Genomic DNA, 20,363 nt, shown 5'->3' with positions numbered 1-20,363 from the left:
GCCACGCCACACTTTACTACACTGCCGGAAGCGAGTTGGACATAGCGACCGCAATGGGTACCCCCTGAAGCGGGAGCGTAAAACCTAGAACTTCCTGGTAATTACTTCCCTCCCTGCAAGAGCACCCGGCGATTTATGGCTAGAGACATCTCAGTCCTCTTCAAAAAGTTAAGAAATAAACGATCCAATACCCTCATTTTCCTTGGGGTATTTTCAATGTTCCTAATGGTGCTCACCGCACTCATACTGATATCGAGTGCAGTCAGCGTCGCAGCCTTCATCATTACTGAGGGCTTTATCTACAAAGACAACCAGATCCCCGAACTTATCACCAACGCCATCAGTAACCTGATCGTCGCTCTTGCAATCTATGAGCTTCAACGCGCCCTGTCCCATGAATTACGTAAGCCGGCCATTGGTGAAGTAACCCATGTACTGCGTCGATCCACGCCACGTTTTATCGTGGTGGTCTGTGTGGCGCTTGCCCTGGAGGGGCTGATTTTTGTCATCAAGTTTGGCCAGACCGGACAACCCCAGCTCCTGTTGTACCCGGCGCTTATCATTCTCTCCGCAGCCCTACTCCTGGTGTGCCTGGGCATTTTCCTGAGAGTCGCCCCTGAGGAAACCGTGGGCCAGCACATGCTGGAAGACGTTAAAGAACAGCCAGAAACAAAAGTGGTAGGCGGCCACGCACCAACCGATTGACTAGCTGACCGAAAATGGTGGTCGTGAGTTCCTGGGGTCAGGCTGTGGCTTCACGTAAAAAGCCCCGCCCTTTGCCGGCATAAGAACATCGTCCCAACAGTAAGCTCCCGGGGAGAACCCGCAGCGGAGCCATACCCAGGGCACCGCGACATACCTATCAGGGCTACTATAAGTAACCGGCACCCGCTTACATTGCCCGGTGCAGTTCGGCCGCTGCGGGTGCCCAGGTGATCATCCAAGCCTTTGAAGACAGTATGTGCGCCAACCCAATGAACGCCAATTACAGCTCCCGACCGGCAACGCTGCCATTACCCATGATGATACTTTCCAGCGTTTTGAGCCTGCAGGCATGTAACAGCAACAACCAGGAGTACGACCCCAATTCACGCACGGCCTCCTATGCCCTGCCCCCGGCGACCGAATCCCCCATGGCGCAGGCTATTAACAAGCATGCGGAACAGCATCCCGGCGAGCATTCCGGCTTCCTGCTGCTGCCCGAGGGGCTGTCGGCCTTTGTGGCGAGGGTAGCCCTGATTCACGAAGCACGGGTGTCCCTGGACGTGCAGTACTATGAGTTCAAGGATGACACTGCCGGCAACCTGCTCGCCAGCAAACTGCTGGAAGCCGCCGACCGCGGCGTACGCGTAAGATTGCTGGTCGACGATGTGGCCACACGTATCGACAACCCGGATATCCTCACCCTGTCCAAACACCCCAATATGGAAATCCGCGTATTCAACCCGGTGGCGGGGCGCAGTGGCTTCAAGAAGGCACTGGAGCAGGTACGGAACCTGGGACGTATCAATCATCGTATGCACAACAAGCTGCTGGTCGCCGACAGCCTGGCCATGATCACCGGGGGCAGGAATATCGCCGACGAGTACTTCTCCTCCACCAGCGTGAAGTTCCTTGACGCCGACATCCTCGTCATCGGTCACCTACTCCCCAGGGCCGCGGCCACATTCGACGAGTACTGGAACCACCCAGTGTCAGTGCCTGTCTCGCAATTGATGCTGGACGATGACGACTCCAGGACACTGGAGGAAATCCGTGCCCAGATCCGGAAGTTCCTGCGGGAACACGCCAGGAGTGAATTTCGGGAGGCACTGGAGAAATCAGAATTCAGCGAGCGGCTGACGGAGGGCCGGCTGCAATTCCACTGGGGCCCGGCGACACTTTACTCGGATCCCCCGGAAAAGGCGCTGGACAAAAACCTCCCCGAGCACGAGCTCCCCGGTTACCACCTGAAGGAGGCACTTGCCGATACCGAGTCACTTATCCGCATCAGCTCGGCCTATTTCGTGCCCGGGGACCCGGGAGTAGAACTCTTTACCGGGCTTGCACGAAACGGCGTCGACGTCGGGATCCTGACCAATAGCCTGAGCAGCACCGACGTGGCGGCGGTTCACGCCGGCTATGCACCGGACCGCGTGCGCCTGATGCAGGGCGGAGTGAAGCTGTGGGAACTGCGGCCCGGGGCGGACCAGGAGCAGCGGCGGCACTTGTTCCAGGGCAGTGCCAGTGCAGCGCTACATGCCAAGACATTCGTGATCGATAACAATCGCAGCTTTATCGGCTCGATCAATATGGACAGCCGCTCGCTGCGCCAGAATACGGAAATCGGTGTTTTGATCGAAAACACCGCCATCAACTCTGAGCTGCGCCAGTTGTTTGACAGCTGGGTGACCCCGGATTCCGCCTGGAAGCTTTCACTCGGTGAAGAAGGTGAAGGGGATGGACTGCGTTGGACCGCCGAGGAAGATGGCAAAACAGTCACTTACGAAAAAGATCCCGATACCTCGGCCTGGGACCGCTTCGTGGTCTGGCTGCTGACCTTCCTGCCAATTGAATCGCAGGTGTGAGAGCATCGCGGCCAACAGCACCTCCCGTTCGGGAATTGCTGGCTGGCCTGGGGCATTGTGCTGTTAGTATCAGGCAGAAGACAGGCGTGAGCGAACCACAATCTCCGATGTCAGGGTGCGATGTACCGGGCAACGGTTGGCGATATCGAGTAATTTTTCGCGTTGCTCACCGGTCAGCTGGCCCTCCAGTGTAATCTCACGCACGATCTCATCGATCTTGCCCTCTTTTGTCTCACAATCCTGGCAGTCCTCCGCATGCACTTTGCGGTGCGAGAGTATCACCCGGATACGATCGAGCGGAATCTTCTTACGGTCCGCGTACATACGTACAGTCATGCTGGTGCAGGCACCCAGCCCCATCAAAACATACTCATAGGGACCGGGTCCCAGGTTCTCACCTCCGAACTCCTCGGGCTCGTCGGCGACAAGCCGGTGCGGCCCGGAATGCATAGACTGCGTAAACTTGCCGTCGCCACTCTCTTCCACGGTAACTACGGTCGGCGTCGGTCCGCTCATGACAGCTGTCTCATCACTATGGCCTATTCAAGTAGTGAGTGTATGAATTCGTGATGCAGAAGACCAGACCAGCCCTTAAAGCTCAAACTGTATCGAGCCCCCAAAAAAGTTCAGCGAGTAGTCATCAAAACTACCCTGCAAGCGTGGGCTGAAAGGCGGCCGCCCTTGCTGGTCTATTGGCACATCTCCCATCCATACAAGTGTGTAACCAAAATCCAGCCGCAGGCCAGGACACAGCTCCTTACGGCCCCCCAGCCCCAGGCGCCACTGTTCGTCTACAACGACATCAGCGGTGCGAAACTGGTTCTCGACCATGCTGCTGTCATAACCCAGTCCGGCAGAGAGTGCCCACCCGCCCAGGATCCCAGAACGAAACTGGTGTCTAAGCCCCAGTGATCCATGCCAGGTGTCTTCATAATTACGATTGACGGTCGCACTGGTCTGGTTGGGATTGTCTATCTGGATGCCCACCAGTCCGAACTCGGACCAGTTCTGCCAGTTCAGGTTAGCGTACAACGTGGTATCCGCGGCCAGTTGTTGCTGCAAACTGGCGGTAGCGGTCTGCGGAACATCCATGTCAATCTGCAGGCGCCTGTCATTCAAGCGACCGAAAACGCCATCAAAAAGTGGGCCAAAACCGGCCAAGCGTAGATTATAGGAGAATTCCCAGTCCACCTCGGTAGTCAGGTCCAATCCCAGTATTGTTGCCTCTCCGGGCCGATAGATGACGCCAAAATTACCACCTGGCGCCACATCGGTATCGTCATATTTCAACCGGGCATCACCGCCAACCAGGCCCGCCCGGGGACGGGACTCAAACCGGTAGTATCCGGTCATCAGGTTCAACCCTGCCCCCAGCGACAGGCAATCGCTTGCTTTCCAGCTGATAGACGGCATCACGCTCATGCCGATCAGGTCAGTCTCGGTAACAAAGCGGCGCCCATACCAGTCGTTGTCATAGTCCAGGCTACCGCCGAGGTTACCGGCAAGCGCAAACCCCCAACCGAAGCGCTCATTGAGCCGCCCCGCGGCAAAGAAACCGCCACCGGGAAACCACTCGATGGCGTTTCCACCGTCATCACCCGGCACATTACTCTGGCCGCCATTACTGAATTCCAGGTTGCCGTACAGAAGCTGCCCCGATGCCATCAACTGTGTGCCGTCGCGCCAGACCGTTCCCGCCGGATTCGTATACGCGGTAGAGGCATCCTCCGGCATAGCAGCCCAACCGGCACCGGCGGTTCCCAGTGTGGGGGTCCCAATCTCCCACACCATCAGCCCGCCTGCGCTGGCCGGCGAGGCAAGCCCCATAGTGCCGAGGTAGAGCATCAGGGGCATAACTGCACTTCTGTCACTTCCTGGCTGTCGCATTTCCAGCTCCCTCTGCCTGACGAATCACTGCCCCCCCTTGGGGAACAGCAGAATAAAATTGAGCCTGAAGCCCAGCCCCTCGGCACCGGCATCCGGGCTGTCGGCGTAATACCTTGGCCCTGCCTGGATCTGGTAAGTCTGGCTACCTACCGGGATTACCTTGGCCGCCAGCAGCCCGACCGGCACATTCCACTGCTCGGATTCCCAGTCGTAGGTAGTTTCCGCCTAGACGGTGATCGTCCACGCATCGAGCGTGGTGTAAGCGAAGAACGGCTGGATAAACGTGCTGTCCATGTCATCGCGGTTATCATCGCCGGCAAAGGACCAGATATGGTTTACCAGCGCACTAATGGTCCAGGGCCCCGACTGTTTCAGTACCACACCGGTAGGCCCGGCACCCCACTTCTCACTGCCCAATTGCGGTTCAGACGCGGTGGGCACCAGGAATACCGGACCGAGACCCCAGGTAATGCCACCTTCAGTGGGTTCCGCAGGGGAAAAGAACACGCTCTGCACAGTGTCCCCGGTGCCAGTCTTCCTGGGCGTCCCCGGGAGCACGTCGTCCTGGCGGATAATCGGGAAAATGGTGCGACTGACCAGGTTCCAGTCTTCGTTGAGGCTGACCGGCTGCACATTCAGGCTGAAGCGGTGCCCCTGGTCAAAGGGCCCGACCTTGTGATCAAAGTTGCCCGGGAACGGGACACTGACCAGGCTCGATACCGGGTTGGCCAGTTGCTTTGCCAGGTCCTTCTCGTCCTGTGCCACCAACTGGCCAGCGCCCAGCAGTGCGAAAAAGAAAAATATGAAAGTTTCGGACAAGCCTGGCCGTGGCACGGTACTTCCTCCCACCTGGCCCCGGTGTCACATACCTTTTAAGGTTAGCCGCCGTAACCTCTTACGAGAGTCAACGCAGTGCCGGGAGCGAATTATGTGTCATCACTGGCACCTGCTGCCCGCCGGCAACCGGAACTGAATCCTTGCTACCAGGCAAATGCGGTGGGATAAGGAACCCTGAAAGGAATCCGGCGAATAGGGGATCAGGAGGAAGCAGGTGCAGGAACGCAGGTCTCCGCAGCGGGAGACCTGCGCAGGGAAGTTGCGAGAGGCGCTTAACGCATCCCGGTCAGCAGGTGACGGGCAATGATCAGCCGCTGGATCTCGCTGGTGCCCTCGTAGATGGTGGTGATACGCACGTCGCGCGCCATCCGCTCCAGCGGGTAGTCGCGGGTATAACCGGCACCGCCGTGCATTTGCAGTGCCGTGTAGCAAGCCTCGTTGGCTTTTTCCGTCGCATACAGCTTGGCCATGGAAGCGGCCGGACCGAAGTCCATACCCGCGTCTTTCTGCCAGGCTGCCTGTAACAGCAGCAGTCGTGCGGCTTCCATCTCAGTATATTTGTCGGCCAGCTGCCATTGCAGGCCCTGGAACTTCGCCAGCGGCTGCCCGAACTGCTCGCGCTCCTGGATAAATGCGCGTGCGCAGTCCAGCGCCTCCAGGCCGATACCCAGGCCCAGGGAGCCGATGCCGATCCTGCCGCCGGCCAGCTCACCGGCGGCAATACGGAAACCACGGTTCTCCTCGCCCATCAGGTTGGCGGCCGGGATGCGGCAGTCATCGAAGGAAACCTCATTGGTGACCGAGGCTTTCTGGCCCATCTTTTCCTCGGCCTTGCCGATCACCAGGCCCGGCGTGCCCGCCTCCACCAGGAAACAGGAAATCCCCTTCCCTTTTGGCGCTTCCGGATCGGTCACCGCCCAGACCACAAATACACCGGCGAATTCGGCGCTGGAGATATAGAGCTTGCTGCCATTCAGCACGTACTCATCACCGTCCTTCACCGCACGGGTACGCATGGCGGCGGCGTCGGAACCGGAGCTGGGTTCGGTCAGGCAAAAGGAACCGGCAGGATATTCACCGCTGCAGATCTTCGGCAGGTACTTTGCCCGCTGCTCCTCACTGCCCACCGCCTGGATCACCTCTGCCACCATATTGGTTACAGAGGTAGTGGTAGCGGTGGAAGCGCAGCCGCGGGCGAGCTCGGTGATCGCGAGGCTGAAAGCCACGGTACCGGCACCGGTGCCGCCAAAATCCGGGTCAATATTAATGCCCATAAAACCCAGTTCGGCCAGCTGCTTCAGCTTGTCCAGTAACAGCTCGCGATTGCCGGTGGCATCCAGCTCTGCCGCGACCGGCTTCAGCTCGCTGTCGGCGAACTGGCGGGCGGCGTCCTGGATCATCTGCTGTTCTTCAGTGAGGGAAAAATCCATGGGGGTACCTGCTTATCTTTATCGCTTTTCAGTTTCTCTCAATCGTTATTATTAACCCGCCAATTACATATTGCCGGGTTAATGCTGCACATGGATGTGCAGCCGCCGAGCGTAGCTCGGAGCAAGCCCCTGAAATACAAGAAGATCCGCGCATCTTTGCCAGTATTTCAGGGGCGCCAGGTCAATATTGCAGGAGCGGCCACTGGCCGCGACCGGGCCACGTATGACCGGGCCAGTATCGCGATCGGCGGCCGCTCCTGCGGGATTTACAAACCGGAATCATCAACGCTTCAGAAGCGCCCGGCGCAGGATACCCTGCTGCACGGCGACCCCGAGCATAATCAAAACCAGGCCAACAATGGTTGCCATCTGGATCGTTTCGCCCACCAGTAGCGCAATAAATACCAACGAAAGTGGCGGCGAAAGATAAATCAGGTTACTGATGCGCGCCGTGTTGTCACAGGCCATCAATGCCGCCTGCCAGAGCAGGAAGGCGATCCCCATCTCGAACAGGCCCACGTAGATCGCACCCAGCCAGCCGGCCAGGGGCGGCCACTGCCAGCCGCCCTGCCATACCAGTGCCACGGCCAGCCAGGGCAGTCCACACAGGAAGCTGAGCAGCAGGTTTACCGGCGCGCTGCCGCCGATGCGGGTATTCAGCAGCCAGAAACAGCACCAGATCAGGGTGCTGAACAGCGCCAGCCCCACACCCAGCGGGTCGGCAAAATCCAGGGCCAGGAGATCCCCGCCGGTGGCAATCACCACTACCCCGCTGTAGCACACCAGTGCCGCCACCAGGTCCTGGGTCCGCAATTGCTGCTTGAGCACCGGCACCGACAACAGGGCCAGCAATACCCCCCAGGTGTAATTGAGTGGCAAAACCTGCTGGGCCGGCAGCAGGTCGTAGGCCGTGAACAGCACCAGGTAATAAAGGAAGGGATTACAGAATCCCAGCCCCAGGTACCAGCGCCAGTTCTGGCGCCACGCCAGTCGCAGCTCGCCCCAGCGCCCTTCTTTCGTGACCACTGCGCCCATCACCAGCGTGGACACCACCGCAGCGATGCTTACCAGTTGCAGCGGTGACACGAACTTCAGGGAAATCTTGAAGGCGCTGGCCACCGTAGACCAGCACAGGACGGCGGCCAGGGCGAGCAGGACAGCGCGACGGTTATCCGGGGATGACGAATCGGTCATTCAGACTACTTTGTTCCGGGGTGTGGCGGGAGTGACAGGTGCAGGTGGCGGGCCCGCCATTGGCGGGCGATCCCGCCCTAGCGCTTGGCGGAGGACTTGGCCTTTTTCGGCTCGGGATCCGGCACCGCCACGGCGGTATCGGTCTTCACTTCCTCTATAACTACATAGGTGTGGGTCTCGCGGACCCCGGGGACCGAGGCCAGCTTCTCGCCCAGGAAGCGGCGATAGCCAAGCATATCCTTGATACGGATCTTGATCAGGTAGTCGAAGCCGCCGGCCACCATGTGGCACTCCTGCACCTCTTCCAGGCTGGAGACATGGCTGTTGAAGGCTTCCAGGGCCTCGGTGGCTGTATCGGTCAGGGTCACCTGGACATAGACCACCAGGCCGGCATGGACCTTGAGCGGGTCCAGCAGCGCCACGTAGTCGCGGATAAAGCCCTCACGCTCCAGGCGCTTGACCCGCTCCAGGCAGGGGGTGGGGCTGAGATTTACCCGCCGGGCCAGCTCCACATTGGGCAGGCGACCTTCGCGCTGCAGGATGCGCAGAATCTGGCGGTCGATACGGTCAAGGTCTTCCATCTGACGAGACATAGCAACATACCCTACTGGTGATCGTGCAAATAGGCGCTACATTTAACCACAACTGTTTGCAAAATGGCGATTAATTCTGAGGAAAATCGCACATAATCCGACTTTTCTTCTGGTCCAATTTAGAGCTTTGGAGTCATCATGCCAACACAATTCGCCGGAGACCTGCACAGCGCGCGCGAAAAGTCCCGCCAGTACCTGCATGCCGACGAAAACCAGTGTGTGAGCGAGCTGCTGGCAGCACCGCGCCCCAGCGACACACTGCGGCAGAAAATCCTCGCCACCAGCCGTGAACTGGTGGTGGAGTCCCGCAAAGAGCGCAGCAAGCGCGGCACCCTGGATGCCTTCCTGCAGCAATTCGGCCTCTCGAATAAAGAGGGCGTGGCGCTGATGTGCCTGGCCGAGTCCCTGCTGCGGGTTCCGGATGCGGATACTGCCGACAAACTGATCGCCGAGAAAGTGCATTCCGGCAATTGGGCCAGCCACCGTGGCCAATCTGACTCCCTGTTCGTGAACGCCTCCACCTGGGGCCTGATGCTGACCGGCAATATCGTCGAGCTGGACCCGGATATCACCGAGCAGCCCTCTCACTGGATGAAGCGCCTGGTCAGCCGTATGGGCGAGCCCATGGTGCGTACCTCCATGATGCAGGCCATGAAGATCATGGGTGGCCAGTATGTACTGGGCCGCACCATCGAGGAGGCACTGAAGCGCGGCCCGGCGGAAAACCAGCCCGGTACCCGCTTCTCCTTCGACATGCTGGGCGAAGGTGCCCGTACCATGGCCGACGCCAAACGCTACTTTGACGCCTACATGATGGCCATCGAGGCCATCGGCAAGAACAATGACAAGCGCGACGTGGTGGAGGCCAACGGCATCTCCATCAAGCTGTCCGCCCTCCACCCCCGCTACAGCGTACTGCAGCGCGAGCGCGTGATGACCGAGCTGTTGCCCCGGGTAAAAGAGCTGTGCGTCGCTGCCGCCAAATACGATATGGGCCTGAACATCGACGCCGAGGAAGCCGAGCGCCTGGACGTTTCCCTGGATATCTTCGAGGAACTTGCCCGCGCGCCGGAGCTGGGCAACTGGCAGGGCCTGGGCTTTGTACTGCAGGCCTACCAGAAGCGCGCTCCCCATGTGGCCGACTGGCTGATTGCACTGGGCCGCGACACTGGCCGCAAGATCATGGTACGGCTGGTGAAAGGGGCCTACTGGGACACCGAGATCAAGCACGCCCAGCAGATGGGCCTCACCGACTACCCGGTATACACCCGCAAATCTCACACCGACCTGTCCTACCAGGTCTGCGCCAAGAAGCTGCTGGATAACCGCGATGCGGTCTACCCGCAGTTCGCGACCCACAACGCCTACACCGTGGGCCTGATCCTGGAGCTGGCCGGCGACGCCAACAACTACGAGTTCCAGCGCCTGCACGGCATGGGGCACCTGCTGTTCGCACAGGTGGAAAAAGTACATGGCAAGCGCGTCCCGGTACGCGTCTACGCTCCCGTGGGCGCCCACAAGGACCTGCTGCCCTACCTGGTCCGTCGCCTGCTGGAAAACGGCGCCAACAGCTCCTTCGTCAACCGCTTTATGGACGAGAAAACACCAATCGAGGAACTTGTGCAGGACACCATCGAACAGAGTGAAAACGCCAAACCCTTCCGTCACCCGCAGATCCCGGTACCGGAAGACATTTACCTGGGCGGCGAACCGTTGCCCCGCAAGAACTCCCACGGCATCGAACTGACCGACCCGGTGGCGGTAGAGCCGTTGCTGCACAGCGTCGAGAAACTCAAGGGCAAGCAGTTCAAGGGCGGCCCGATTATCAGTGGCAAGATGGGCAAGGCCGATGAGCCGGTCCACAACCCCGCTACCGGCGAGGTAATCGGCCATACCGCCAACGCGGACAAGCACCAGATCGACGCGGCCTACCAGGCAGCCACCGAGGCACAGATTGCCTGGGATCGCCTGGGCGGCAACGAGCGCGCGAAAATCCTCGACCGCATCGCCGACCTGTACGAGGAGCACCTCAACGACCTTACCGCGCTGATCTGCCTTGAGGCGGGCCGCACCCTGAATGATGGTATTTCCGAGGTGCGTGAGGCGGTGGACTTCTGCCGTTACTACGGCAACGGTGCCCGCCGCCACTTCAGCGAGCCGCAGGAACTGCCCGGCCCCACCGGCGAGAGCAACGAGCTGTACCTGACCGGCCGCGGCGTGTTTGTGGCCATCAGCCCGTGGAACTTCCCGCTGGCGATTTTCACCGGCCAGGTGGTGGCGGCACTGGCAGCAGGTAATGCTGTCCTGGCCAAGCCCGCCGAACAGACCCCGCTGATCGCTGCCCGCGCCATCGAGCTGATGCACGAGGCCGGCGTGCCGAAGGAAGTGCTGCACCTGATCACCGGCACCGGTGCCGCGGTGGGCGCATCACTGATCGAAGACCCGCGCCTGTCCGGTGTGGCTTTTACCGGTTCCACCGAAACCGCACGCCTGATCAACAAGCAACTGGCCAACAAAGAGGGCCCGATTATCCCGCTGATCGCGGAAACCGGCGGCCAGAACGTGATGATCGTGGACTCCACCGCGCTGCCCGAGCAGGTAGTGGACGATGTTATCCAGTCTGCCTTCCTCAGTGCCGGCCAGCGCTGCTCCGCCCTGCGTATCCTGTGCGTCCAGGACGTGATTGCGGACAACCTGCTGAAGATGCTCAAGGGCGCCTGTGAAGAGCTGACCCTGGGCGATCCGTCACAGCTGTCCACCGACATCGGCCCGGTAATCGACGAAAAAGCCCTGGGTATGCTGGAGAAGCATCGGGAGCGCATGGCCGGCGAAGCCAAGCCGCTGTTCGCCTTTGACCGTGACAAGGTGCCGGCGAAAGGCACTTTCTTCGGCCCGCAGGTGGTCGAGATCGAGGATTTCTCCGTGCTCGAGCGTGAGGTGTTTGGTCCCTTCCTGCACGTTGTGCGCTTCAAGGCAGGTGAACTCGAAGATGTGATCCGTCGCATCAATGCCACCGGCTACGGACTGACTTTCGGCCTGCACTCCCGCATCGAGGGACGTGCGGGCGCGGTATTCAAGCGCGTGAATGTGGGCAACACCTACGTCAACCGCGACATGGTCGGCGCCGTGGTCGGGGTCAACCCGTTCGGTGGCCAGGGACTGTCCGGCACCGGCCCCAAGGCCGGCGGCCCGCACTACCTGTTCCGCTTTGCCGACGAGAAGACCAAGACCATCAATACCGTGGCTACCGGCGGCAACACGCAGTTGTTCTCCCTGGCCCAGTAAGGCCAATCGGATTCCGGGGAAACCGCGGCCTGCGGTGCTCCCGGGAATTCGTTCCCGATCGCGACCAGCGGCCGCTTCTGTCACGGCGTGGAGGGTTCATTTCTGGATCCAGGCCTCGCCCGCGGGAGCGGCAGTTGGCCGCAATCGTAATAACCCCGCCCCCTTTGTATTCACCGCCATGGGCCGCCCCACGGCTGGCGCCTATTTGCACCCTCCTACAATCTTCAGGGTAATCCCACCGTATTCCTGTAGGAGCAGCCCACGGCCGCGATGGATCGGGTGATGCAGATAGCTTTTCCAGCAGCCAAAAAAAGAGCCGGGCGACTGCCCGGCTCAAGCCAAGTCCTGTGAGATTGCCGAATATCAACAGGCTGTGTTGATTCTTTGACCGCCAGTGCGGCAGAAAGATCAAAAAAAGATCAATTCAATACACGATATCCGCGACCGCGCAGACAATTCCTGACGATGCGACCTTCTTCGCTATAGGAACTACCCACTCCGGAAACGCCGCCCAGCAGTGCACCGGCACCGGCTCCGGCCGCAGCCGCACTACTGGAGTCGCCGACGATTGCACCCAGCGCGCCGCCCAGCAGCGCGCCACCGGCAGCGCGGGTTACCCCGCGGCGACCGGCATCGGCCCGGGCGTAATAGGCTTTCGAGCGACAGTCCGCCAGGTCGAGCTGGTACTGGCGCATATTGACGCCATAAGTATCGATTACCACGCCACCGGCCCCCGGAACCTGCTCCTGGGTGACACAGCCGGCAGCCAGAATGGCGCTGAGCCCTACGACAGAGAGAAATGCAGACTTCATCGCGTTACCTCGGTTGAAGAGTTGACGCCTGCCACCGTGCGCACGGTTTATCCCGCGCGGCGCGGCCAGCGCAAACATGTCGCCTCTTTCCACTTAGGTTTAGCTGCAAGTCGAAGTGTGCGCCAGTCGGCGCCGAAAATTTTTTTGACCGGGAGGTACCAGTTATTTCCCCGCAAGCGGAAATCCCCCGGGGGACGGGGCGTGCAGGGCATGGGGCTGGACATGGATAGAAAAGCCAGCCGCCTGGTCCTGGCTATCCAAGATAGCCAGGCCTGGTGTTGCTACTGGCTACTGCTGGCTACCGGTAGAAATAGTCGATACGCAGTTTCTGGCTCTCCCCCTGGTCATCGAGCAGATTCACGATCCCCTCGAATTGCCTGAGCTGGCGCTGTTCCGTCCCGTATACCAGGTAGAGATCGCCGGCGAACATGCGCAACAGTGCCTGCGCCAGGTCTACCCGCAGGCAGAGATTGCCCTGTTCCTCTCCCCGGCAATCCACCTTGCGCGCGCGCAGTTTTACCGCACGACCATGCAGCGGGGAGGCGAAGTTGAATTCCACCGCGTCACCGGCTGACAAGCGGTCCCAGTTATTGCGCACAAACGGGTCAAAGCCGGCATCGATCACATCGAGTTCACCGGCATCAATGACGTCGATCTCCCACCCAGCCGTATCACTCTCCCGGTAGCGCATTTCCCACTGGTCGCCCCGTCGCCGCACGACGCGTTCCTCGCCATGGCGGTAATCCTGCTGCACTACCTCCGGGCGCGGTGCATTGCGCGGCTTTTGGCCGGACGGGGTGATCAGGGTTTTCTCGGCAATACGGTGGCCCCGGGGGTTGTAGTAGAGGACCCGCGTGCGGTTGTCGCGGGTGGGCAGGTAGTACTCACAGTAGGCCAGGTTGTTATTGCGGGGATCCCGCGCCAGGCCCAGGGCCTGCACCTCACCCTGGTAACCACAGTGCGCGGCGGCGTTCAGTGCCACGGCGGCAAGGAGACTAAGCATATTCAACCCCGGTGAAAATCCGTCGGCGCGACAGCCAGGTGGTAAACGGCAGGAACAATGCCCAGATACATACGAGCACAATCACCGGAACGATCACTGGCTGGCTGAATTCCACAGTGCCGTTGAGCCAGGCACCAGTCCAGTAACTGAACGGCCCGAAGATACCCCCCAGCAATGCGGCAAGGATAGCGCTCTTCTGCAGGAAGAACATGCTATAGCGGAGCGCCATGGCAAAATTGACCCACAGCAGCAACAACCAGGCCGGCGGGAACGGTGAACCATCGTCATTGACCAACAAGCCACTGGAGAATACTGCGGTATCGATGCTGAAGCCAAGGAGCCACACCACCGCGATCCACAGCCATTCATTGGCCTTGTCGGCAACGATTCGCAGGTGCACAAACAGGTTGGCTGCGGTGAACGCGATGATAATCCATACGCTATCCACCAGCACACAGAGGGGCCAGGCAATATCGAAAAGGACAGCGTTTACGACAATCCGCCACATAACCCCGCCCCTTTACCGGCCCGTCAGGCTGGCAGCGCCTTGCAACGCGGCTTGGCAAAAACAAACTGTGCGGTGCTGATCACCCGCTCGAGAAATCCGCCCTCGCAATAGCACAGATAGAAATCCCACATACGGATAAAACGGTTGTCAAAGCCCTGGCGTCGCACTTCATCCAGGCGCTCAAAGAACGCATCCCGCCAGGCGGCCAGGGTTCGGGCATAGTGGAAGGTGATGTCTTCCAGGCCCACAATCTGCATATCGGTGTTGTCTGCAATATGGTCGGCTACTACCTGGTTGGACGGCAGGCAGCCGCCGGGAAAAATATACCGCTGGATAAAGTCCACCTGCTTGCGGTAGCGATCATAGCGCTGGTCCTGGATGGTGATGGCCTGCATCACCATCAGGCCATCTTCCTTCAACAGCCGGCTACAGCGGGAAAAGAAGTCCTTGTAGTACTCGTGCCCCACAGCCTCGATCATCTCGATAGACACCAGCTTGTCGTATTCGCCATCCAGGTCGCGATAGTCTTTCAGCAGCAGTGTCACACGGTCCTGCAGTCCCTCGCGCTCCACCCAGGCCCGGGCGTGCTCATATTGCTCCCGGGAAATCGTGGTCGTGGTCACCTGGCAACCATAATGCCTGGCAGCGTATACCGCCATTCCGCCCCAGCCAGTGCCGATCTCGAGCAGGTGGTCGTGTTCATTGAGATCGAGCTTCTGGCAGATACGCTCCAGCTTGTTCAGGGAGGCGTCCTCAAGGCTGGCACTCGCTGAAGGGAATACGGCCGATGAGTACAGCATGGTGGGGTCGAGAAACAGCTTGAAAAAGTCATTGCCCAGGTCGTAATGGGCGGAGATGTTTTTGCGCGAACCGGAGCGGGTATTGGCATTGAAACGATGCAGGATACGCAATGCGAATTTCTGCAGGAAGCTCCAGCGGGAATCCATATTTTCCAGCAGGGCCATATTGTTGACCATTAACCGGATCACATTGACCAGGCTGGGTGATGTCCAGGCGCCCTGCATATAGGCCTCCCCGGACCCAATGGTGCCGTTGAAGAGCACATGGGTGTAAGTTGACTCATCCTGGACGCAGATCCGCGCAGACACCTCAGCCTGCTGTTCCGGCTCGCCGAAGCGATGCACGTCACCGCCCTCTTCCACCACCAGGTGGCCATGCTTTATTCCCGCCAGTTTTCCCAGCACCAGGCGCCGGGCAAGCTGGGTAATCCAGGTCGACTGACTCGAGTCTTCGACTCGACTGGCCTGGCCTGCTTCAACAGTCTTCATTCGTGTTCTTCTCCTGCATCGGCCCGAACGCTGCGATTCGGATGGGTAAACAACGGCACGCGCTTGAGCCACAACCTCAATGCCTGCCAGTAGATGGCAGTAATGACTTTTACGGTCATCAGGGGGTATCGGATTAGCGCAAGATTCAACGAACGCGGGGAGATTTCCTCGCGTTTCAGGCTGAGGGTGGCGTCGAAGACAGCTTTACCGTCCTGCAGGTTCTGCAGGAATATGGACAGGCGATCCGCGGGAGTGATACTGCGCCAGCGGTATGCCTGCCGCATCGGCATAAAGGGGGAAACGTGAAATGCCTTGTCGAAACTGCTTCTCTGCACTCTCGATATTCTTTCCGGTGTTTCGTCCGATGCCGCGTCGCGACAGTCCAGCACATAACTGTGACGCTCGTTCCACGGCGTGTTATGCACATCGAGCATTACCCAGCGAACGTCGCGGCCATCCCGATCGAAACAGTAATAGGTACTGATCGGGTTCATGTTATATCCAAAATAGCGCCAGTTGGCCAATACCCGCACCGGGCCATCCGGCCGCTCGCCGCACGCCTCCTCTACGCGCCGGCGTACAGCCTCACCGACACCCAGTGCCGGATCCCCGAAGAAATCCTCCCGCCGGAAGCTTGCCGGGGCCCAGCGGCTGCGGGACCACAGTGGGCTCATGGCAAGCACCTGGTCCAGCTCCCCCAGGTCCAGGTACATCATGAACACCCGGTAGCGAAATCGGTGCTCCCGTGGCGCGAAACGGCGGTGCTGGACCCAACCGCTGTAAATGGCGCTCTCCATCAGAGCGTCACCCCGAATGCCTGGGCCACACGCAGCGCGCTGTTCACGCCATCCTCGTGAAAGCCGTTATGCCAGTAGGCACCGCAGAACCAGGTATAGTTCTGGCCATTGACCGCCTCCCATTGCTTTTGCGCCTGCATGCCCGCCACGGAAAACTGTGGGTGAGCGTATTCGAAGCGCCGGATAACCTTGTCCGGATCGATCATATCGTCCGCATTCAGCGTCACACAATAGGTCTGCTCCGAGTCCAGTCGCTGCAGGATATTCATGTTGTAGGTCAGTACCGGCAAACGGTCACTGTCACCCTGCAGGCGATAATTCCAGCTGGCCCAGCTGCGGCGACGCTCCGGTAGCAGCCGGGTATCGGTATGCAGTACCACCGAATTGGCCGCGTAGGGAATGGCTCCCAGTAGTTCCCGCTCCGCAGTTGTCGGCGCGTCCAGGCAGGCCAGCGCCTGGTCGGAGTGGCAGGCCAGCACTACCGCATCAAAATCCAACGCCTCGCCAGCCCCTGTCCGCAGGGTGACACCGTCGGAGCCGCGTATCACGCTGGTCACCGGCGTGGAGAGCCGGATGCGGTCGGCAAAGTCTTTCACCATCGGGCCGATATATTCCCGCGAACCGCCCTTGATCACCCGCCACTGGGGCCGGTTGAAGATATTCAGCAGTCCGTGGTTGAAAAAGAAACGCACAAAAAAATTCACCGAGAAGTCCAGCATCTGCGACATGCTGGCTGACCAGATGGCCGAGCCCATTGGCACCAGGTAGCGATTGGTGAATTCTTCAGAGTATCCGTTATCCCTCAGGTACTGGCCCAGGGAGAGTGCATCATCGAGCTTACCGCTACGCCAGTCGCGAACTGCCGCGCGATTGAACCGCACGATATCCCGCAGCATGCGCCAATGCCCAGGGCTGAGCAGGTTGCGCCGCTGGGCGAACAGGCTGTCCAGGTTGTTTCCTGCGTACTCGAACGACTCCCGATCGGAGCAGACACTGAAGCCCATGTCCGTGGGCTGGGAATCCACACCCAGCTGTTGCATCAGCTTGATAAAGTTGGGATATGTCCAGTCATTGAACACAATGAAGCCGGTGTCGATTGCCAGCCGGCGATCCCCCTCCTCCACATCCACAGTGGCGGTGTGCCCTCCCAGCCGATCGGCCGCCTCGAACAGGGTGATATCGTGTTTCTTGTTTAACAGGTAGGCCGCAGTCAGGCCGGAAATGCCGCTACCGACAATCGCAATGCGCATCCAGGTTTCCTTATTCTTCGAATAACCACCACAGCTGTTCCCGCTGTGCTGGCCTCACTTCCAATACTGTTGCAGTTGCACGTGCCGGCTATCGACCCGCGCCGGCCTGCTGGCGACGGAACCGATCCATCTTCCGCCGCTTCGCCCGTTTACTGCCGGGCCGACAGGGACTGTATCCGCGTCATCCGGGGTGCGGAAAAGCGAAACCACAGCCAGCGGAAAAACCCGAAAAAGCGCAGCGGCCAACTGAGCCGCCGGGGAAAATCAATCGTGCTTTTCCCCTGCAACAGCCCCTTCTCGATACAGGCGGCCGCCTCCTCCGGCGTCATCAGGAATGGCATATCAAAATCATTGCGCTCGGTGAGCGGCGTATCGATAAAGCCCGGCCGGATGTGCACCACCTTCAGGCAGGTACGGGACACGTCCGCCCGTAAGGCATCCAGGAAGTACCCCAGTGCCGCCTTGGAAGCACCGTAGGCCTCAGCACGGGGAAAACCAACCACCGACGAAAGACTCCCGACCCCGGCAAATACCGGCGCCTTGCTCTGCGACAGCAGCGGTAGGGCCTGGCGCAGGGTGTTAATAGCCCCAAAGAAGTTGGCATCAAACACCCGCCGGTAACTGGCGCTGTCCAGTTTCAGGCCGTCGTCGTACTCACAGGTACCGGCACAGGCCACCACCATATCCAGGTGGTCGGTAAGTTCAGCCAGCTCCCGGCCAGCACGGTCCATGCCCGCGTCATCACTGACATCACAGGGCAGCACGCGAATACGTGTGGGTGCCACCTTCTGCACATCCAGCAATGATTCCCTGCCCCGACTGCTGATAATGACGAAGTTGTTGTGCTCTGCCAGGCGCCGGGCCAGGGCTTCCCCTATCCCGGAACTGGCGCCGGTAATCCAGATGGTTTTGCCTTCGATTGCGCTCAAGAAAATCCCTCCTGTCCTGTGGGCATCAGTCCGCCGTCCTGGCCATACGGCCCTTGATGCCGCGCACCAGGGCGCCCATCAACGGCACATGCTCATAGACCATGGCGCCAACATCGTAAAAGTCCTCGTGGTAATGAATACGCTCAGCGAACCGGAGCAGACTGCAACCGCGCAGCTCAAGCGGCCGGCCCCCTTTCAGGGATCGATGGGCGTAGTGCATTACCCACGGCAGGCAGGCACTGCCACTTCCCTCGACCGCCTCGCCGAACTCGAACCGGCAGCTCTCCAGGCCCCGGCTCATCCCTTCGAAGTAGGCTCCCAGGGCGTCCAGGCCCTCAACCCGGTGAATCGGGTCGCAGAAAATGACGGATGGGTCATAGATACGACCCAGGCGGTCGGTATCCGCCTGGAGAAAGTCCCGGTAAAACGACTGCAACTCCCCAATCAGGCCACTCATGCTGTCACCCTGTTAAGATTTGCGGAATATTACGCCGATGGCCACTTATCGGATCATCCCCGAACTGATAGCCCATTTACATGGAAATTCCCATATAGATGGTGATCCACCTGCCGCTCGACCACGTAACCCGAGGTCGACAAACGTGGAAAGACCGATAAGATGGCTTTAGCAACACGGACAGACCCAAACGGAAACACTTTGCAGCAGACCCAGAGTCGCGATGATGACTGGAGCAAATTGCTCGTACTGGTGGGCTCCCGCCAGGACCGGGCGGCCTTCGAGCGCCTGTTCCACCATTACGCCCCCCTGATCAAGGGCTTTCATTACAGCCGCAGCGCCCAGGCGTTCTCCGCCGAGGCGGCGGATGAGCTGGTACAGGAAGTCATGTTCCGGGTCTGGCGCAAGGCTGCCAGCTTCGATCCCACCAGGGCCTCGGCCAATACCTGGATCTACACCATCATGCGTAACTGCCGCATCGACATGCTGCGGCGGAACAGCCGGCGCCAGGATGCCGACGGTGGTGATGTGGAAGTGGATGATATCTGGGATGACTCCCCTGAGAGCCAGCCGTTGCTGGTGCTGCAGCACAAGCGCAGCCAGCGGGACATCGCGGAGGGCCTGCGCAGCCTGCCGGCCGAACAGAGCCATGTACTGGAGAAGGCCTATATGGAGGGCAAGTCTCACAGTGAAATTTCCAATGAACTGGGACTACCGCTGGGTACGGTCAAGTCCCGTGTAAGACTGGCTTTAAAGAAGCTGGAAGCGATTTTGAGTAAACAGGGTGCATCATGATTCGACACCATCCCGACAACAACCTGCTGGTTGAGTACGCCTCCGGCAGCCTGCCCTGGGCCATGAGCCTGGCAGTGTCAGCGCACCTGCAACTGTGCCCGCAGTGCCGGAGGGAGAGCGAGCGCCTGAACCATATTGGTGGCGGCCTGTTGGATGACTGCGAACCCCAGGAAACCTGCGACGGAGCCCTGGATCGCCTGATGCAGCGCATCGACCACGAGGAGACGGCACCAGCCGAACCGGAACAGTGCGCCGCGCCCGCACCGCCCAGCAGGCGTTCCCGCAGCACCAGGGACGACCGCGACCCGGCCCTGGCACGCCTGCCGCGCGTCATCCGCAAGCTGGTGGGCAGCAACCGCCCGCTGAAGTGGCGCCGTGTGTCACCATCGCTGAAAACATCGCGGCTGGCTGCGGGCCAGGACAGGTACGAGGTTGCGTTCCAGCGCATCTGCAGCGGCGGCAAGGTGGTCGAGCACGACCACCGCGGGCGCGAAGTAACACTGGTGTTGTACGGTAGCTTTTCCGATGCCGACGGTGTTTACACCCCGGGCGATTTCCTCCTGCGGGAGCCCGGCGAGGTGCACCAGCCGATTGCCACCCAGGACCAGGAATGCCTGTGCCTGTCCGTGGTCGAGGCCCCCGTCCATGTGAAAGGTCCACTTGGCTGGCTGGTAAACCCGTTGCTGTCTTTCAGGCCGGCGTAACAGGCCATCCGGTTGTGCTGGAGCAG

At 60.0% G+C, this 20,363-nt stretch carries 20 protein-coding genes; 5 read left to right on the top strand and 15 right to left on the bottom strand.

The features are described from left to right. Nucleotides 1-135: 135 nt before the first annotated feature. Both ACH6CX_RS00390 and ACH6CX_RS00385 read left to right on the top strand, forming a co-directional pair. On the top strand, nucleotides 136-705 hold the full coding sequence (locus ACH6CX_RS00390) for a hypothetical protein (protein WP_232942136.1): 570 nt from the start codon (nucleotides 136-138) through the stop codon (nucleotides 703-705). 227 nt (nucleotides 706-932) lie between these two features. Next, nucleotides 933-2,567: a phospholipase D family protein gene (locus ACH6CX_RS00385; RefSeq protein WP_237061298.1), complete on the top strand. Its 1,635-nt coding sequence runs from the start codon at nucleotides 933-935 to the stop codon at nucleotides 2,565-2,567. Nucleotides 2,568-2,636: 69 nt separating this feature from the next. Here ACH6CX_RS00385 and ACH6CX_RS00380 read toward each other — a convergent pair whose 3' ends face one another. The 7 genes from ACH6CX_RS00380 to ACH6CX_RS00350 all read right to left on the bottom strand — a co-directional run bounded on the left by ACH6CX_RS00380 (nucleotide 2,637) and on the right by ACH6CX_RS00350 (nucleotide 8,508). After that, nucleotides 2,637-3,083 carry an OsmC family protein gene (locus ACH6CX_RS00380; protein ID WP_232942132.1) on the bottom strand — a complete coding sequence of 149 codons (447 nt, stop codon included), beginning with the start codon at nucleotides 3,081-3,083 and terminating at the stop codon, nucleotides 2,637-2,639. A gap of 75 nt (nucleotides 3,084-3,158) precedes the next feature. After that, the gene (locus ACH6CX_RS00375) at nucleotides 3,159-4,421 is read right to left on the bottom strand and encodes an OmpP1/FadL family transporter (RefSeq protein ID WP_232942130.1); all 1,263 of its coding nucleotides are present in this window, start codon (nucleotides 4,419-4,421) and stop codon (nucleotides 3,159-3,161) included. Nucleotides 4,422-4,478: 57 nt separating this feature from the next. Continuing rightward, nucleotides 4,479-4,640 carry a hypothetical protein gene (locus ACH6CX_RS00370; RefSeq protein WP_232942128.1) on the bottom strand — a complete coding sequence of 54 codons (162 nt, stop codon included), beginning with the start codon at nucleotides 4,638-4,640 and terminating at the stop codon, nucleotides 4,479-4,481. A 39-nt stretch (nucleotides 4,641-4,679) separates the two neighbouring features. Further along, a complete protein-coding gene (locus ACH6CX_RS00365) occupies nucleotides 4,680-5,273 on the bottom strand; it encodes a hypothetical protein (RefSeq protein ID WP_396674254.1) in 594 nt (197 codons plus the stop codon). 290 nt (nucleotides 5,274-5,563) lie between these two features. Beyond that, a complete protein-coding gene (locus tag ACH6CX_RS00360; protein ID WP_232942124.1) occupies nucleotides 5,564-6,721 on the bottom strand; it encodes an acyl-CoA dehydrogenase family protein in 1,158 nt (385 codons plus the stop codon). 282 nt (nucleotides 6,722-7,003) lie between these two features. Next, nucleotides 7,004-7,915 (bottom strand): DMT family transporter, encoded by a 912-nt coding sequence (locus tag ACH6CX_RS00355; protein ID WP_232942122.1) that lies wholly within the window; start codon nucleotides 7,913-7,915, stop codon nucleotides 7,004-7,006. Nucleotides 7,916-7,992: 77 nt separating this feature from the next. After that, the gene (locus tag ACH6CX_RS00350) at nucleotides 7,993-8,508 is read right to left on the bottom strand and encodes an Lrp/AsnC ligand binding domain-containing protein (protein WP_232942120.1); all 516 of its coding nucleotides are present in this window, start codon (nucleotides 8,506-8,508) and stop codon (nucleotides 7,993-7,995) included. A 138-nt stretch (nucleotides 8,509-8,646) separates the two neighbouring features. Here ACH6CX_RS00350 and putA point away from each other — a divergent pair, with 138 nt between their 5' ends. Beyond that, complete coding sequence (gene putA / locus ACH6CX_RS00345; protein WP_232942118.1) at nucleotides 8,647-11,793, top strand: bifunctional proline dehydrogenase/L-glutamate gamma-semialdehyde dehydrogenase PutA; 3,147 nt, start codon at nucleotides 8,647-8,649, stop codon at nucleotides 11,791-11,793. Between the two features lie 419 nt (nucleotides 11,794-12,212). On the opposite strand, the gene ACH6CX_RS00340 is transcribed toward putA, so the two are convergent. The 8 genes from ACH6CX_RS00340 to ACH6CX_RS00305 form a co-directional block, all read right to left on the bottom strand. Further along, the gene (locus ACH6CX_RS00340; RefSeq protein WP_232942116.1) at nucleotides 12,213-12,605 is read right to left on the bottom strand and encodes a glycine zipper family protein; all 393 of its coding nucleotides are present in this window, start codon (nucleotides 12,603-12,605) and stop codon (nucleotides 12,213-12,215) included. 298 nt (nucleotides 12,606-12,903) lie between these two features. Beyond that, a complete protein-coding gene (locus tag ACH6CX_RS00335; RefSeq protein ID WP_237061292.1) occupies nucleotides 12,904-13,608 on the bottom strand; it encodes a hypothetical protein in 705 nt (234 codons plus the stop codon). Continuing rightward, nucleotides 13,601-14,116 carry a DUF2878 domain-containing protein gene (locus tag ACH6CX_RS00330; RefSeq protein ID WP_232942112.1) on the bottom strand — a complete coding sequence of 172 codons (516 nt, stop codon included), beginning with the start codon at nucleotides 14,114-14,116 and terminating at the stop codon, nucleotides 13,601-13,603. Before ACH6CX_RS00330 ends, ACH6CX_RS00335 begins: the two co-directional genes overlap by 8 nt. A 23-nt stretch (nucleotides 14,117-14,139) precedes the next feature. Beyond that, nucleotides 14,140-15,405, bottom strand: coding sequence for a cyclopropane-fatty-acyl-phospholipid synthase family protein (locus ACH6CX_RS00325; RefSeq protein ID WP_334078933.1), 1,266 nt, complete (start codon nucleotides 15,403-15,405; stop codon nucleotides 14,140-14,142). Beyond that, complete coding sequence (locus ACH6CX_RS00320; RefSeq protein ID WP_237061289.1) at nucleotides 15,402-16,202, bottom strand: DUF1365 domain-containing protein; 801 nt, start codon at nucleotides 16,200-16,202, stop codon at nucleotides 15,402-15,404. The genes ACH6CX_RS00325 and ACH6CX_RS00320 overlap by 4 nt, the downstream gene beginning before the upstream one ends. After that, nucleotides 16,202-17,452: an NAD(P)/FAD-dependent oxidoreductase gene (locus ACH6CX_RS00315; RefSeq protein ID WP_396674249.1), complete on the bottom strand. Its 1,251-nt coding sequence runs from the start codon at nucleotides 17,450-17,452 to the stop codon at nucleotides 16,202-16,204. The genes ACH6CX_RS00320 and ACH6CX_RS00315 overlap by 1 nt, the downstream gene beginning before the upstream one ends. A 149-nt stretch (nucleotides 17,453-17,601) precedes the next feature. Continuing rightward, nucleotides 17,602-18,381, bottom strand: a complete 780-nt coding sequence (locus ACH6CX_RS00310; protein ID WP_232942104.1) for an SDR family oxidoreductase — start codon at nucleotides 18,379-18,381, stop codon at nucleotides 17,602-17,604. 25 nt (nucleotides 18,382-18,406) lie between these two features. After that, nucleotides 18,407-18,838 (bottom strand): nuclear transport factor 2 family protein, encoded by a 432-nt coding sequence (locus ACH6CX_RS00305; protein ID WP_232942102.1) that lies wholly within the window; start codon nucleotides 18,836-18,838, stop codon nucleotides 18,407-18,409. 201 nt (nucleotides 18,839-19,039) lie between these two features. Here ACH6CX_RS00305 and ACH6CX_RS00300 point away from each other — a divergent pair, with 201 nt between their 5' ends. Next, a complete protein-coding gene (locus tag ACH6CX_RS00300; RefSeq protein WP_237061285.1) occupies nucleotides 19,040-19,633 on the top strand; it encodes a sigma-70 family RNA polymerase sigma factor in 594 nt (197 codons plus the stop codon). Next, a complete protein-coding gene (locus ACH6CX_RS00295) occupies nucleotides 19,630-20,337 on the top strand; it encodes a ChrR family anti-sigma-E factor (protein ID WP_232942098.1) in 708 nt (235 codons plus the stop codon). The genes ACH6CX_RS00300 and ACH6CX_RS00295 overlap by 4 nt, the downstream gene beginning before the upstream one ends. Nucleotides 20,338-20,363 lie beyond the last annotated feature (26 nt).

Origin of the sequence: Microbulbifer sp. JSM ZJ756, assembly GCF_044383805.1 — a bacterium.
In the GTDB taxonomy this organism is placed as follows: domain Bacteria; phylum Pseudomonadota; class Gammaproteobacteria; order Pseudomonadales; family Cellvibrionaceae; genus Microbulbifer; species Microbulbifer zhoushanensis.
The sequence above is the reverse complement of the archived record's forward strand: the minus strand, read 5'-3'. Positions and strand labels throughout refer to the sequence as shown.